The 13,938-nt window shown below is 72.7% G+C and carries 12 protein-coding genes; 4 read left to right on the top strand and 8 right to left on the bottom strand.

All coding sequences use genetic code 11. From position 1 onward, the window contains the following. Positions 1 to 26 precede the first annotated feature (26 nt). The gene (locus StrepF001_RS37275; RefSeq protein WP_129802595.1) at positions 27 to 824 is read right to left on the bottom strand and encodes an N-formylglutamate amidohydrolase; all 798 of its coding nucleotides are present in this window, start codon (positions 822 to 824) and stop codon (positions 27 to 29) included. 85 nt (positions 825 to 909) lie between these two features. Between StrepF001_RS37275 and StrepF001_RS37270 the strand changes: the two genes are divergently transcribed. Further along, positions 910 to 1,251, top strand: a complete 342-nt coding sequence (locus tag StrepF001_RS37270; RefSeq protein ID WP_129802594.1) for a DUF5713 family protein — start codon at positions 910 to 912, stop codon at positions 1,249 to 1,251. Positions 1,252 to 1,273: 22 nt separating this feature from the next. Here StrepF001_RS37270 and StrepF001_RS45920 read toward each other — a convergent pair whose 3' ends face one another. The 5 genes from StrepF001_RS45920 to StrepF001_RS37250 all read right to left on the bottom strand — a co-directional run bounded on the left by StrepF001_RS45920 (position 1,274) and on the right by StrepF001_RS37250 (position 7,585). Continuing rightward, on the bottom strand, positions 1,274 to 1,426 hold the full coding sequence (locus StrepF001_RS45920; protein ID WP_165396488.1) for a hypothetical protein: 153 nt from the start codon (positions 1,424 to 1,426) through the stop codon (positions 1,274 to 1,276). A gap of 73 nt (positions 1,427 to 1,499) precedes the next feature. Next, entirely contained in the window at positions 1,500 to 3,719 is a 2,220-nt protein-coding gene (locus StrepF001_RS37265; protein ID WP_129802593.1) for an NADP-dependent isocitrate dehydrogenase, read from the bottom strand. A 37-nt stretch (positions 3,720 to 3,756) separates the two neighbouring features. Further along, positions 3,757 to 4,851, bottom strand: a complete 1,095-nt coding sequence (locus StrepF001_RS37260) for a mechanosensitive ion channel family protein (protein WP_129802592.1) — start codon at positions 4,849 to 4,851, stop codon at positions 3,757 to 3,759. A 196-nt stretch (positions 4,852 to 5,047) separates the two neighbouring features. Then, positions 5,048 to 6,565, bottom strand: coding sequence for an amino acid permease (locus StrepF001_RS37255; RefSeq protein ID WP_129802591.1), 1,518 nt, complete (start codon positions 6,563 to 6,565; stop codon positions 5,048 to 5,050). 30 nt (positions 6,566 to 6,595) lie between these two features. Then, a complete protein-coding gene (locus StrepF001_RS37250; RefSeq protein WP_129802620.1) occupies positions 6,596 to 7,585 on the bottom strand; it encodes a hypothetical protein in 990 nt (329 codons plus the stop codon). A 263-nt stretch (positions 7,586 to 7,848) separates the two neighbouring features. Here StrepF001_RS37250 and StrepF001_RS37245 point away from each other — a divergent pair, with 263 nt between their 5' ends. Genes StrepF001_RS37245 through StrepF001_RS37235 form a run of 3 tightly spaced genes read left to right on the top strand, consistent with a single transcriptional unit; the run spans position 7,849 to position 11,962 of the window. Next, the gene (locus StrepF001_RS37245; protein ID WP_129802590.1) at positions 7,849 to 9,288 is read left to right on the top strand and encodes an FGGY family carbohydrate kinase; all 1,440 of its coding nucleotides are present in this window, start codon (positions 7,849 to 7,851) and stop codon (positions 9,286 to 9,288) included. Positions 9,289 to 9,320: 32 nt separating this feature from the next. Continuing rightward, positions 9,321 to 10,760 carry an FAD-dependent oxidoreductase gene (locus tag StrepF001_RS37240; RefSeq protein WP_129802619.1) on the top strand — a complete coding sequence of 480 codons (1,440 nt, stop codon included), beginning with the start codon at positions 9,321 to 9,323 and terminating at the stop codon, positions 10,758 to 10,760. Beyond that, on the top strand, positions 10,757 to 11,962 hold the full coding sequence (locus tag StrepF001_RS37235) for an FAD-dependent oxidoreductase (RefSeq protein ID WP_129802589.1): 1,206 nt from the start codon (positions 10,757 to 10,759) through the stop codon (positions 11,960 to 11,962). The genes StrepF001_RS37240 and StrepF001_RS37235 overlap by 4 nt, the downstream gene beginning before the upstream one ends. A 2-nt stretch (positions 11,963 to 11,964) precedes the next feature. Here the strand turns inward: StrepF001_RS37235 and StrepF001_RS37230 are convergent, their stop codons facing one another. Both StrepF001_RS37230 and StrepF001_RS37225 read right to left on the bottom strand, forming a co-directional pair. Next, positions 11,965 to 12,729: a crotonase/enoyl-CoA hydratase family protein gene (locus StrepF001_RS37230; RefSeq protein ID WP_129802588.1), complete on the bottom strand. Its 765-nt coding sequence runs from the start codon at positions 12,727 to 12,729 to the stop codon at positions 11,965 to 11,967. 198 nt (positions 12,730 to 12,927) lie between these two features. Then, positions 12,928 to 13,893 (bottom strand): lysylphosphatidylglycerol synthase domain-containing protein, encoded by a 966-nt coding sequence (locus StrepF001_RS37225; RefSeq protein ID WP_240797834.1) that lies wholly within the window; start codon positions 13,891 to 13,893, stop codon positions 12,928 to 12,930. Positions 13,894 to 13,938 lie beyond the last annotated feature (45 nt).

The following is a 13,938-nucleotide window of genomic DNA, read 5'->3' as shown; positions in this document are numbered from 1 at the left end:
ACCGCCCGGCGCGGGCGGGCCGGGGATCAGTGGGGTACCGCGCCGACCAGTTCCGCCAGTGCCGTCGCGAGCCGGTGCAGTCCGGGACCGGCCGGCCCGCCCGGCTCGGTCATGTACGTGTCCCGGCGGATCTCCACCATCAGCGCACTCACCCGGGGCTCGGACCCGTAGTACTCCAGGGGTACGTACGTGCCGCCGAAGGGGCTGTCGAGTCCCGTCTCCCCGCACTGCGCGAACGCCTTCCGGGCGGCCGTGAGCAGCTCGGGAGGCGTGTGGAAGGAGTCGGTGCCCAGGCAGACCGGCGGTCGCGGGCCCTCGCCGTGCAGCTCGTACGGCAGCCGGACGGTGGGATAGGAGTGCACGTCGATGATCACGGCCCGGCCGGTGGCGGCGAGCCGGTCGGCCACGGCCTCCGTCATGGCACGGGCGTACGGGCGGAAGTAGCGCTCGATCAACGGCTCGGGGTCGAAGCCCTCGGGCCGCAGCGCGCCCCGGTGCGTGGTCCGCGTGTACACGGCGCCCATGCCCACGGCGAGCATCTCCTCCCGCTCGTCCGGAAACCGCTCCGGGTCGACGACCAGCCGCGAGAGCCGGTTGACGAACCGCCAGGGCGTGGCGACGCACAACCCGGCCGCCTCGGCGGCGATCCGCGCGGTGTGCGCATCGGTGATGTGATCCAGCTCCCGCTCCAACGCCTCGTCATCCAGCACGATGCCCGCGCGGACGTCGCCCGGTATGTCCCGGGCGGAGTGCGGCACATGCAGGATCACGGGGGAGTCGTCGGCACCGGGCAACAGCTCGTAGGACAGTGCGGCGGGGGACATCGGGCAGCTCCGGAGGCGTTGTCAGTGGCGTACGGCAGGATCAAGGTGCCACATCGACGAGCGAGCATCGATCAGGGGGAGCCTCATGCCGATCAGTAACCAGCAGGTGGCCGGACACCCGTTTCTCAAGGGCCTGTACGGCGACGACTACTACCCCGATCACGTGCTGGACCGGGGCAGGGCGATCCTGCTGCGGCTGTGCGAGCGCATCGAGGCGGAGCGGCCCGCCGACCTGCCCGCGCTCTACGTCCTGACCCACGCCGCCACGGGCGAGTTCAACGACCTGGAAGCCGAGTTCGATGCAGCCGGCAGCGAGATCGAGACCGTGGCCCGCGAGGAGATAGCCGAGGACTTCTGGTTCATCGCCACCGCGTACGGGTTCACCGAGGCGGACGCCGAGGAGCTCATCGCCACCCGGGAGTGGTGAGCCGTCGCGCGAGCGCGGCGGGTCAGGGGCAGCCGCGCGCCGCAGCCGACCCGGGATGCCGGTGCGGGCGGCGGGCGAGGCGTTCGGCGCCCAGGCCCACCGGCTCGAGGCGTTCCCGCGTGCGGGCCGAGCCGTCGGTGTGGCCCGGCAGTGCGTCGTACCCACAGGCGTGCACACACCTCCGCCCCGGCCGGACGGTGCACCGGTCGGGGCGGAGACGTAAGCGGGCCTTGAGAGCCAGGGCAGCGTCAGCTCAGGGACGCGAGCGCCTCGTTCCAGGTGGCCGAGGGGCGCATGACTGCGGCGGCCTTGGCCGGGTCGGGCTGGTAGTAGCCGCCGATGTCGGCCGGCTTGCCCTGGACCGCGATCAGCTCGTCGACGATCTTCTGCTCGTTGGCGGCGAGCGTCTCGGCGAGCGCGGCGAAGGCCTTGGCCAGGTCCGCGTCGTCGGTCTGCGCGGCCAGCTCCTGCGCCCAGTACAGGGACAGGTAGAAGTGGCTGCCGCGGTTGTCGATGCCGCCGACGCGACGGGTCGGGGACTTGTCCTCGTTGAGGAAGGTCGCCGTGGCGCGGTCGAGGGTGTCGGCGAGGACCTTGGCGCGGGCGTTGCCGGTGAACTCGGCGTACTGCTCCAAGGACGGCACCAGGGCGAAGAACTCACCCAGGGAGTCCCAGCGCAGGTAGTTCTCCTTGACCAGCTGCTGCACGTGCTTCGGCGCGGAGCCGCCGGCACCCGTCTCGAACAGGCCGCCGCCCGCCATCAGCGGGACGACCGACAGCATCTTGGCGCTGGTGCCCAGCTCCAGGATCGGGAAGAGGTCGGTGAGGTAGTCGCGCAGGACGTTGCCGGTCACCGAGATCGTGTTCTCGCCGCGGCGGATGCGCTCCACCGACAGCTTGGTGGCCTCGACCGGGGCGAGGATGCGGATGTCCAGGCCCTCGGTGTCGTGCTCCGGCAGGTAGGCGTTGACCTTGGCGATCAGGTTGGCGTCGTGGGCGCGGGTCTCGTCGAGCCAGAAGACGGCCGGGTCGCCGGTGGCGCGGGCGCGGGTGACGGCCAGCTTCACCCAGTCCTTGATCGGGGCGTCCTTGGTCTGGCAGGCGCGGAAGATGTCGCCGGCGGAGACGGTCTGCTCCAGGACGACGTTGCCGGCCTGGTCGACCAGGCGGACGGTGCCCGTGGTCGGGATCTCGAAGGTCTTGTCGTGGCTGCCGTACTCCTCGGCCTTCTGCGCCATCAGGCCGACGTTCGGGACGGAGCCCATGGTCGACGGGTCGTAGGCGCCGTTGGCACGGCAGTCGTCGATCACGGCCTGGTAGACGCCGGAGTACGAGGAGTCCGGCAGGACCGCGAGGGTGTCGTGCTCCTGGCCGTCCGGGCCCCACATGTGGCCGGAGGTGCGGATCATGGCCGGCATGGAGGCGTCGACGATGACGTCCGACGGGACGTGCAGGTTGGTGATGCCCTTGTCGGAGTCGACCATCGCCAGCGCCGGGCCCTCGGCGAGCTCGGCGTCGAAGGAGGCCTTGATCTCGGCGCCCTCGGGCAGGGCCTCCAGGCCCTTGTAGATGCCGCCCAGACCGTCGTTCGGGGTCAGGCCGGCGGCGGCGAGCTTGTCGCCGTACTCGGCGAACGTCTTCGGGAAGAAGGCGCGTACGACATGGCCGAAGACGATCGGGTCGGAGACCTTCATCATCGTGGCCTTCAGGTGCACGGAGAACAGCACGCCCTCCGCCTTGGCCTTGGCGACCTGCTCCGTGAGGAACTCGCGCAGCGCGGCGACCCGCATCACGGAGGCGTCGACGACCTCGCCCTCGAGAACGGGGACGGACTCGCGCAGGACGGTGGTGGAGCCGTCGTCGCCCTTCAGCTCGATACGGAGCGAGCCGGCCTCGGAGATCACCGCGGACTTCTCGGTGGAACGGAAGTCGTCGACGCCCATCGTCGCGACGTTCGTCTTGGACTCCGGGGTCCAGGCCCCCATGCGGTGCGGGTGGGTCTTGGCGTAGTTCTTGACCGACGCGGGGGCGCGGCGGTCGGAGTTGCCCTCACGCAGGACCGGGTTCACCGCGGAGCCCTTGACCTTGTCGTAGCGGGCCTGGATCTCCCGCTCCTCGTCGGTCTTCGGGTCGTCCGGGTAGGCCGGCAGCGCGTAGCCCTGGGCCTGCAGCTCGGCGATCGCGGCCTTCAGCTGCGGGATCGACGCCGAGATGTTCGGCAGCTTGATGATGTTGGCCTCGGGCGTCTTGGCGAGTTCGCCCAGCTCGTGGAGGGCGTCCGGGATCCGCTGGTCCTCGGTGAGGTACTCCGGGAACACCGCGATGATGCGGCCGGCCAGCGAGATGTCACGGGTCTCCACAGAGACACCCGCCTGCGAGGCGTACGCCTGGACCACCGGCAGGAAGGAATACGTCGCCAGGGCCGGGGCCTCGTCAGTGTGCGTATAGATGATGGTCGAGTCAGTCACCGGGTGCTCCGCTCCACGTCTGCAACATTGCTCGACATCAAGATATCTCGTGATCGTGGGTGCTGGGTCGTGGGGCCGGGATGACCGCGTCGGGCAGCGGGGTGCCGCTCTGCTGGATCGCCACCGTTCGCGTCGGGGCCGGGATGCGGATGCCCTCCTCGCGGTAGCGCCGGTGCAGGCGCTTGATGAACTCGTGCTTGATCCGGAACTGGTCGCTGAACTCGCCGACGCCCAGGATGATCGTGAAACCGATGCGCGAGTCGCCGAAGGTGTGGAACCGCACCGCCGGCTCATGGTCCGGGACGGCGCCGGTGATCTCGGTCATCACCTCGGAGATCACTTCGAGGGTCACGCGCTCGACGTGCTCCAGATCACTGTCGTAGGCGACGCCCGCCTGGACCAGGATGGTGAGGTCCTGCTCGGGGCGGTTGTAGTTGGTCATGTTCGTCCCCGCCAGCTGCCCGTTGGGGATGATGACCAGGTTGTTGGAGAGGTTGCGGATAGTGGTCTGCCGCCAGTTGATGTCGGTGACATAGCCCTCCTCGCCGCTGCTCAGCCGGATGTAGTCGCCGGGCTGGACGGTCTTCGAGGCCAGGATGTGGATGCCCGCGAAGAGGTTGGCAAGCGTGTCCTGGAGGGCGAGTGCCACCGCCAGACCGCCCACACCCAGGGCGGTGAGCAGCGGGGCTATGGAGATGCCCAGCGTCTGCAGCACCACCAGGCAGCCGATGGCCAGGACCACGACCCGGGTGATGTTGACGAAGATCGTCGCCGACCCGGCGACTCCGGAGCGGGACTGGGTGACCGTCCGGATCAGGCCGGCGACCATCCGGGCCGCCGCGATCGTCACGACGAGGATGAGCAGGACGGTCAGGCCCTGGTTGACGTTGCGCTGCACCGTCCTGGTGAGCGGCAGCGCCGCCCCCGCGGCCGCCGCGCCGCCCACGACCGCGGCCCACGGCACCACGGTCCGCAGTGCGTCCACGATGACCTCGTCGCCGGTCCAGCGGGTGCGGTCCGCGTGCTTGCCCAGCCAGCGCAGCAGCATGCGCAGCAGGAAGGCCGCCAACAGGCCCGCGGCCACGGCGATTCCGGCGATGACCAGGTCGTTCATGGTGAGTTCGCGGTTCACCGGTCACCTCCGGGGAGAAGATCCGCGGGGACATTCCTCGCCGACGGCCGGATGTGAAGTCTCGTCACGTGGTCACCTGCTCGCTTCCGTGATGTGCGGTCGCGCCGGACAGCCCTCTCGACGTCTGGCGCGACCGCTCATCCTGCCTCATCCGGTACCGCAGTTCGTACCGCGCACTGCAGCACAAGAGAGCCGCTCAGACGATCCCCTCGGCCAGTTCGGCCTGTTCACGGTCGTCGCCGTACGCCGTGGTGGTGGGCGTTCCGTACGAACGGCGGGCCACGAACCACCACACCGTGGCGAGGACCAGTACGACGGCGAGGGCGACCGAGGCGTAGTTCATCGTGTCGACCGTCACCGGCGACGACTGCGGCAGGCAGAACAGCACCGTGACACAGGCCACCCACACCACCGCGATCCAGCCGATCGGCCGGCTCCACCGGCCCAGGTGCCACGGCCCCCGCTGGAAGCGGTCACCGGCCCGCAGCCGCAGGAACACGGGGATGACGTAAGCGGGCGTGATGCCGATGACGTTGATGGCGGTGACCGCGCCGTACGCCGTCGTCGAGTACAGGGACGGCAGGGCGAGCACGCAGGCGACCGCCACCGACAGCCACACGGCGGCGACCGGCGTCTGGGTGCGGCTGCTGACCTTGCGCCACAGCTCCGAGCCGGGCAGGGCCCGGTCGCGGCTGAACGCGAACACCATCCGGCTGGCCGCCGCGACCTCGGCGTTGCCGCAGAACAGCTGGGCGACGATGACCACGAGCAGCAGCGCGCTCGCGCCGTCGGTACCGAGGCCGTCGAGCAGGATCTGCGCGGGCGGCACCCCGGTCTCGCTGGCCCGCGTGGCGTCGTAGTCCTGGATGGCGAAGGTCAGGCCCGCGAGCAGCACGAAGCCCGCGATCCAGGAGACCCAGATGGCGCGGACGATGCCGCGGGCCGCCGACACCGACGCGTTGGCGGTCTCCTCGGACAGGTGGGCGGAGGCGTCGTAGCCGGAGAAGGTGTACTGGGCGAGCAGCAGGCCGATCGCGGCGACGTAGACCGGGTTCTCCCAGCCGGTCTCGTTGACGAACTCGGTGAAGACGAAGGACGGCGACTGGTGGTGGTCGGGGACGACGGCCAGTACGCCGACGATGAGGGCGACACCGGCGAGGTGCCACCACACGCTGATCGAGTTGAGCACGCTCACCAGGCGTACGCCGAACAGGTTCAGCGTGGCGTGCAGCAGCAGGATCACGACGAAGATGAGCATCGTCTTCTCCGGCGTCGGCTCGAAGCCCCACTGGAGGTTCATGAACGCGCCGGTGAACAGCGCGGCCCCGTAGTCGATGCCGGCGATCGCGCCGAGCAGGCCGAGCAGGTTCAGCCAGCCCGTGTACCAGCCCCAGCGGCGCCCGCCGAGCCGGTCGGCCATGTAGTACAGGGCGCCGGACGTGGGATACGCGCTGGTGACCTCCGCCAGCGCGAGCCCCACGCACAGCACGAACAGGCCGACACCCGCCCAGCCCCACAGCATCACCGCGGGACCGCCCGCGCCCATGCCGAAGCCGTACAGGGTCATGCAGCCGGACAGGATGGAGATCACCGAGAAGCTGATCGCGAAGTTGCCGAAGCCGCCCATGCGGCGGGCGAGCACGGGTTTGTAGCCCAGTTCGCGCAGGCGCTGTTCCTCGTCCTGCTGCTGGACGCCGTCGGGGGTGGGGGGCATGCGGAACCTCCAGGAGGGGGGAAGGGGGCGTCAGGGGCGTTGGGCGGCGGAGCGGCTGCGGGCGCGGGCCTGCAGGAAGACGTCCACGGCCTGGGCGTGATCGGCCGGATCGGAGGTGCGGCAGGCCCAGGGCAGGGGCGCGTAGTACGGGCCGATGGCGTCGAACACCCGGGCCGCCTCCGGGAACTGGAGGGCGCCCCACAGGGCGTGGGCGAGGTGGTTGAGGTCCAGCGGGGAGCGTTCGGCGGCGGTGGTGAGCTCGAACCAGCCCTGGAAGGCCCGGCGTGCCTCGCGGGTGGCGTCCTCGGCGACCCAGTGCAGATCGAGCGCGGCGTCCCGCCCGCCGGCCCGCCGGTAGCGCTCGACCCGCACGTACAGCGGCAGCACATGCAGCGCGGAGCCCGGCGGTGCCCCGTCGGCGGCCCAGTGGGCGAAGCCGACCGCCTCCGCCAGCCGCCCCGACGCCGAGCGCGCGTACAGGAACTGCACCATGCGATGGTGGGCCTCGCGGTTGTACGGATCGCGTTTGTGGGCCTGGGCCAGCAGCCCCCACGGGCCCGGCGGCAGCATCGGCTCCGGCGGCGCCACCCGGTGCTCGTCCCAGCGCTGCTCGCGGTCCAGCCGGGCCAGCGCCAGCAGGCACACCCATGGGACCGGGTCGTGCGGGGCCGCGCGGGACGCCGTGTCGCTCGCCAGCCAGGCCTCGTGCCACAGCTCCTGCGTACGGCGATGGTCGTCCCGGGCCGCCCGTAGCGCCCGCTCCACCCCCACCCGGGCCTGCATCACCGCGGCCGGGACGCTGTCCGGTTCCTCGGCGAGCCAGGCCCGCACCACGTCGGTGCCGGCGGCCGCGGCGGCCAGGATCTGTGTGCGCTGGGTCCACTGCCCCCAGGTCGCGGTCGCCGCGAGCAGCGTGCGCATCGACATCCAGCGTCCGGTGCGCACCTCCTGAAGCGCGGTGCGCAGCGCACTGTCGGGTCCGGCGGGATCGTAGGCGGGTCGTGCTCCGTCTCTGGCCATCATCCCCCCGCCCCGGTGGGCGGGCGGGTCCGGACGGCAGGGTGGAGTAACAACAGGGCTCCCCCGAGCGGCGGTTGAGGAGATCGCGTGGTCGGCGGTCACTATAGAGGCGGAGGTTCCGCATTCACCTCCGCTTTCCCCGATCCCTGGGAACTGGCTCGTGTCAAAGCGTGATTGACGGTGAGTCAGCGTCGCTTGACGGGGTGTGGCGGGCGACGGCAGGCTGTCGAACCGTGATCGACCAGAAGCCGACAGGGGGCTCGATGACAGGTCCGGTGCTCGCCGTCGACCAGGGCACGTCCGGCACCAAGGCGCTGGTGGTCTGCCCCGAACGCGGCGTCATCGGTACCGGATTCGCCGCCGTACGGCCCCGTTTTCTGCCCGGCGGCCTGGTCGAGGTCGATCCGGCCCAGCTGTACGACTCGGTGGTCGACGCCGGCCGCCGCGCGCTGGCCGAGGCGCGCGAGCCGGTCGTGGCGCTGGGCCTGGCCAACCAGGGCGAGACCGTGCTCGCCTGGGACCCCGGCACCGGCCGCCCGCTGACCGACGCGCTCGTCTGGCAGGACCGCCGCGCCGAGCCCGTGTGCGCCGAACTCGCCCCGCACGAGGACGAGTTGAGGCAGCTGACGGGCCTGCCGGTCGACCCGTACTTCGCCGCGCCCAAGATGGCGTGGATACGACGCAACCGCACCCGCGAGGGAGTCGTCACCACCAGCGACGCCTGGCTCGTCCACCGGCTCACCGGCGCCTGTGTCACGGACGCCGCCACCGCCGGCCGCACCCAGCTGCTCGACCTCGACCGCGTCCAGTGGTCGCCCCGGGCACTGGACCTCTACGGGCTGTCCGGCGAACGGCTCCCCGACGTCGTCGACACCGCCGGCCCCGTCGGCACCACCACCGCCTTCGGCCCCCGGACCCCGCTCACCGGCCTGATCGTCGACCAGCAGGCCGCCCTGCTCGCCCAGCACATCACCGAACCCGGCGGCGCCAAGTGCACCTACGGGACCGGCGCGTTCCTGCTCGCGCACACCGGTGACACCCCCCGGCGCGGCAACTCCGGCCTGGTCAGCTGTGTCGCCTGGCGGCTCGGCGGACGCACCGCCTACTGCCTGGACGGCCAGGTGTACACGGCCGCGTCCGCCGTGCGCTGGCTCACCGACCTCGGCGTCATCAAGGGCGCCGCCGACCTCGACCCCGTCGGCGCCTCGGTGCCCGACAGCGGGGGCGTCACCTTCGTCCCCGCACTGGCCGGGCTCGCCGCCCCCTGGTGGCGCGGCGACCTGCGCGGATCGCTCACCGGCCTCGGCCTCGACACCACCCCCGGGCATGTGGTGCGCGCCCTGTGCGAGGGCCTCGCGGCTCAGGTCGTCGACCTCGCCGACACGGCCGCGACGGACCTGGGCAGTCCGCCGGCGGCGCTGCGCGTGGACGGCGGACTCACCCGTTCCACACTCCTCATGCAGACCCAGGCCGACCTGCTGCAACTCCCCGTCGAGGTGTCCGCGCTGCCCGATGCGACCGCCCTCGGCGTGGGCGTGCTGGCCCGGCTCGGCGCGGAGCCCGGCCTGACAGTCGCCGAGGCGCTGCCCGACTGGAAACCGGCCGCCGTGTACGAGCCGCGCATCACCGCCGACGAGGCCGCCGAGCGCCTCGCGGCATTCCGCCGCGCCGTCGCTGCGCTCCTCGACGGGACGCCCGCATGACGGGTGCCGAGGCGGGGCAGCGTGATGTCCGTATGACGGGTGCCGAGACGGGGCAGCTCGACGGCCGGACGACGGTCACCGAGCGGGGGCCGCTGCCCGCCGTGACGTACGACGTGGCGATCATCGGTGCCGGTGTCGTCGGCAGCGCCGTCGCCCGCGCCCTCGCCCGGCACCCACGCCTGCGCGTCGCCCTCGTCGAGGCCCAGGACGACGTCGGTCAGGGCACGTCCAAGGCCAACACCGCCATCCTGCACACCGGGTTCGACGCGGTGCCCGGATCGCTGGAGGCACGGCTGGTCCGCGAGGGCGCCCGGCAACTCGCCGCGTACGCCGCCGAGTCCGGCATCCCCGTCGAACCGGTCGGCGCCCTGCTCGTCGCCTGGGACGAGGAACAGCTCGCCGCGCTGCCCCGGCTCGCCGAGAAGGCCGAACGCAACGAGTACCACGCCGCCCGCCTGCTCGGCCCCGCCGAGCTGTACGCCCGCGAACCCCGCCTCGGCCCGGGCGCCCGCGGTGCCCTGCACGTGCCCGGCGAGAGCATCATCTGCCCCTGGACGACGACCCTGGCGTACGCCACCCAGGCGGTCCGTCACGGGGTCGACCTGCACCTCAACTGCCGGGTGGAGCAGGCGAGCCGGCAGGACGGCAGCCATGTGCTGAAGACGTCCCGAGGTGCCCTGCGCGCCCGCCGGCTCGTCAACGCGGCCGGACTGCACGCCGACACACTCGACGCACAGCTCGGCCACGACGACTTCACCGTCACCCCGCGCCGCGGCCAGCTCCTCGTCTTCGACAAGTTCGCCCGCACCCTGGTCCACCACCTCCTCCTCCCCGTCCCCACGGCCCTCGGCAAGGGCGTCCTCGTCGCCCCCACCGTCTACGGCAACGTCCTGCTCGGCCCCACCGCAGAGGACCTGCACGACAAGCGGGCCACCGGCTCCACCGCCGACGCGCTGGCCGGCCTGCGCGACAAGGGCCGCCGCATCCTGCCCGCGCTGCTCGACGAGGAGGTCACCGCCGTCTACGCCGGTCTGCGCGCCGCCACCGGGCACGACGACTACCGCATCCGCGCCCACCCCGAGCAGGCGTACGTCACCGTCGGCGGCATCCGCTCGACCGGCCTGACCGCCTCGCTCGCCATCGCCGAGCACGTCACCGGACTGCTCACCGAGACGGGCCTCGACCCGGGTCCCGAACGGGAGCTGGAGCCGGTGCGCATGCCGAACCTCGGCGAGGCCTTCCCCCGCCCGTACCAGCGCCCCGACCTCATCGCCGCCGACCCGCAGTACGGCACCCTCGTCTGCCACTGCGAACGCGTCTCGCGCGGCGAGATCCGCGACGCCCTCGCCGCTACGATCCCGCCGCGCACCCTCGACGGACTGCGCCGCCGCACCCGCGCCCGGGCGGGCCGCTGCCAGGGCTTCTACTGCGGGGCCGCGGTGCGGGCGCTGTTCGAGGAGGCCGGCGCATGAGACAGGTCGACGTCCTCGTCGTCGGCGCCGGACCCGCCGGACTCGCCGCCGCCCGCCTGGCCGCCGCGGGCGCGGGGCGGGTCGAGGTGCTGGACCGGGAGCAGCAGGCCGGGGGAGTGCCACGGCACTGCGCGCACGGCGGCTTCGGGACCTGGTCGCGCCCGCTGACCGGGCCGGCGTACGCGCGTCTGCTGGCCGACGCCGCGGTCCGTGCCGGGGCAGTGGTACGCACCGGGGTGACCGCCCTCGACTGGGCGGGCCCGCTGGCCCTGACGACGGTCAGTGCGGCCGGCCCCGAGACGATCACCGCGAGGGCGATCGTGCTGGCCACCGGCGCCCGCGAACGCCCCCGCACGGCACGCCTGGTGCCGGGCACGCGGCCCGCCGGCGTCTACACGACGGGCGAACTCCAGCAAGCCGTCCACCTCCACCGGCAGCCGGTCGGCACCCGGGCCGTGGTGGTCGGCGCGCAGGACGTCTCGTATGCCGCCGCCGACACCGTACGAGCCGCCGGGGCCGATGTCGTCGCCATGGTCACGGAGCTGCCCCGGGCCCAGACGGCGTCCGTCCGCGCACTGGACGCCCGGCTGCGCCGCGGCATCCCGCTGCTCACCGACACCACGGTCACCGAACTGCTCGGCCACGGACGGCTGTCGGGCGTCCGGGTACACCACCGCGACGGCCGTACGGCCACCCTGCCCTGCGACACGGTCGTCTTCACCGGCGACTTCGTGCCCGACCACGAACTGGCCCGGCGCGGCGGACTGCCCCTGGATCCCGGCACGCGCGGGCCGGCCGTCGACGGCGTGCTGCGCACCGCCCGCCCGGGGGTGTTCGCCGTCGGGAGTGTGCTGCACGCCGTGGAGAGCGCGGCCACGGCGGCCCGCGAGGGCGCACACGCTGCCGAGGCCGTCCTTGCCGCGCTCGTGGGCGCAGAGTGGCCCGACGGCGTTCCCCTGACCGTGGACCCGCCCCTGCGCTGGATCGCCCCCAACCGTGTCACCCCGGCCGACCGCCACCCCTACGTCCTGCGCACGGCCGCCCTGCTCACCCGCCCGGTCCTGCACGTCACCCAGGACGGCCGCCTGCTGCACCGCCGACCGCTGCGCTCGGCCGTCCCCAACCGCACGCTCACGCTCACCGCACGCTGGACGCCCCGCGTCGATCCCAAGGGCGGCCCGGTCCGGGTGAGCGTCGCCTGAGCTCAGTCGTCCGTGAAGGCGCCGTGCCGCCCCGCGCCCGAGGCGAACCGCGCCGCGCCCTCCAGGCTCTGCGCCAACACGCCCATGCCGTACCGGAGTTCACCGCGCATCGCGGTCTGCTCGTCCAGGCCGTCCTGCTCCAGGACGGACGCACGGTCGGAGCGCAGACAGGGCTGGGGGAAGCGGGCGATCGTGGCGGCCAGTTCCTCGGCGGCGACGCGGGCGGTGCCGGTGGGGACGAGGCGGTTGGCGAGTCCCATCTCGTACGCCTCGCCGGCCGGGACCGGCCGTCCCGTGAGGATCATGTCCAGAGCGCGGCTCGTGCCGATCAGCCGGGGCAGCCGTACCGTACCGCCGTCGATGAGCGGGACGCCCCAGCGGCGGCAGAACACCCCGAAGACGGCGTCCTCCTCGGCGACCCGCAGATCGCACCACAGGGCCAGCTCCAGGCCCCCGGCGACGGCATGTCCGGCCACCGCGGCGATCACCGGCTTCGACAGCCGCATCCGTGTCGGCCCCATCGGGCCGTCGCCGTCCTCCGTGACCTGGTTGCCGCGCTCGGTGCCGAGCGCCTTGAGGTCGGCTCCCGCGCAGAACGTGCCGCCCTCGCCCCACAGCACCGCCACCCGCGCCGTGTCGTCCGACTCGAACTCCCGGAAGGCGGCGGCGAGTTCGGCCGCCGTCGGACCGTCCACCGCGTTGCGGACCTCGGGACGGGAGAGGACGACGGTGGTGACGGGCCCTTGGCGCTCGATGCGTACCGGCATGCTGGAACGTTACCGGTCCTGGCGTACGTAGCTGCGGGCAGTCGTGCCGCTGGGGCGATGGGGGTCCCCCGCTCATGGGGCCCCCGCTCATGGGGGTCCCCCGCTCGAGCGAAGCCGAGAGTGGGGGAGAAGCCGAGAGTAGGGTGGGCGCAGCGGCACCTGGCGAGCGCCGGCGAGCGACCCCGCCCGCCGCACGCCTCAGATCACCTTCAACCGCACCAGCGCCCCCAACGTCAACGCCCCCGGCAGCAGCGGCAGCCACACCGTGATGACCCGGTACGCCAGCACCACGGCCGTGGCCACCGCCACCGGCCCGCCCGCCGCCACCAGCGCCACGATCAGCGCCGCCTCCACCGAGCCCAGCCCGCCCGGCGTGGGCACCACCGCGACGGCGACGGTCGCCGCCAGATACGCGACCACCATGTGCCACAGCGGTATCTCCAGCCCCAGCGCCAGCCCCACCGCCACCAGCCCGGCCGCCTGCAATGCGGGAAACGCCAGCGAACCACCCCACAGGGCCAGCGCCCGCGACGGACGCATGTGCACCGAGCGCGCCTCGCCCAGCGCCGTGCGCAGAAAGGAGATGACGGCCGTGCGCAGCCGCCGTACGAGCAGGAGGACGGCCACCGCCACCAGTACCGCCGCGCCGAGCCCGAGCAGCAGCGGGCCGGTCGCGCCGTCCGGCAGGAAGGTGCCGAGCCGCAGCGCGCCGGGGAAGAGCAGGAGCAGCGTGGCCAGCAGACCGACCCGGGCGATGCTCTCCGCGAGCAGATAGAGCGCCAATGCCGCCGAGGAGCGGGCCAGCGGCAGCCCGCACACCGTCATGAACCGCAGATTGACCGCGCTCGCGCCCAGTCCGGTCGGCAGCATGTGGTTGGCCGCCATCGCCGCCACCTGGGTGGCCAGCAGCCGGAAGCCCGGCAGCCGCTCGACGACGGCGCCCTGCCGGGTCACCGCCATGGCGACCCAGGTCAGGCAGGTGGCGCCGCCCGCGGCCAGCAGCCACGGCCACTGGGCCGTCGCCAGGTGATGGAAGCCCTCGGCGAGCACGTCATGGTGCCGCACCGCGAGGTACGCCACGAGGAGGAGCGGGAGCAGGCCCAGGATCAGGCGGAAGGGGATGCGTCCGAGGAGCCGTCCCGTGGGGCGTTGTACTGCTGTCACACTCGGAGAGGTTTTCCGTACCGCATCAACTGCGGGTTGCGGAAG

Origin of the sequence: Streptomyces sp. F001 (genome assembly GCF_004187715.1) — a bacterium.
Lineage (GTDB): Bacteria > Actinomycetota > Actinomycetes > Streptomycetales > Streptomycetaceae > Streptomyces > Streptomyces flavusporus.
The sequence above is the reverse complement of the archived record's forward strand: the minus strand, read 5'-3'. Positions and strand labels throughout refer to the sequence as shown.

What these genes read in the sequence shown, in the direction of transcription:
- StrepF001_RS37245 (WP_129802590.1), top strand. Translation starts at nt 7,849, where the DNA reads ATGACAGGTCCGGTGCTCGCCGTCGACCAGGGCACGTCCGGCACCAAG.
- StrepF001_RS37275 (WP_129802595.1), bottom strand. Translation starts at nt 824, where the DNA reads ATGTCCCCCGCCGCACTGTCCTACGAGCTGTTGCCCGGTGCCGACGAC.
- StrepF001_RS37235 (WP_129802589.1), top strand. Translation starts at nt 10,757, where the DNA reads ATGAGACAGGTCGACGTCCTCGTCGTCGGCGCCGGACCCGCCGGACTC.
- StrepF001_RS37230 (WP_129802588.1), bottom strand. Translation starts at nt 12,729, where the DNA reads ATGCCGGTACGCATCGAGCGCCAAGGGCCCGTCACCACCGTCGTCCTC.
- StrepF001_RS37240 (WP_129802619.1), top strand. Translation starts at nt 9,321, where the DNA reads ATGACGGGTGCCGAGACGGGGCAGCTCGACGGCCGGACGACGGTCACC.
- StrepF001_RS37270 (WP_129802594.1), top strand. Translation starts at nt 910, where the DNA reads ATGCCGATCAGTAACCAGCAGGTGGCCGGACACCCGTTTCTCAAGGGC.
- StrepF001_RS37255 (WP_129802591.1), bottom strand. Translation starts at nt 6,565, where the DNA reads ATGCCCCCCACCCCCGACGGCGTCCAGCAGCAGGACGAGGAACAGCGC.
- StrepF001_RS37250 (WP_129802620.1), bottom strand. Translation starts at nt 7,585, where the DNA reads ATGGCCAGAGACGGAGCACGACCCGCCTACGATCCCGCCGGACCCGAC.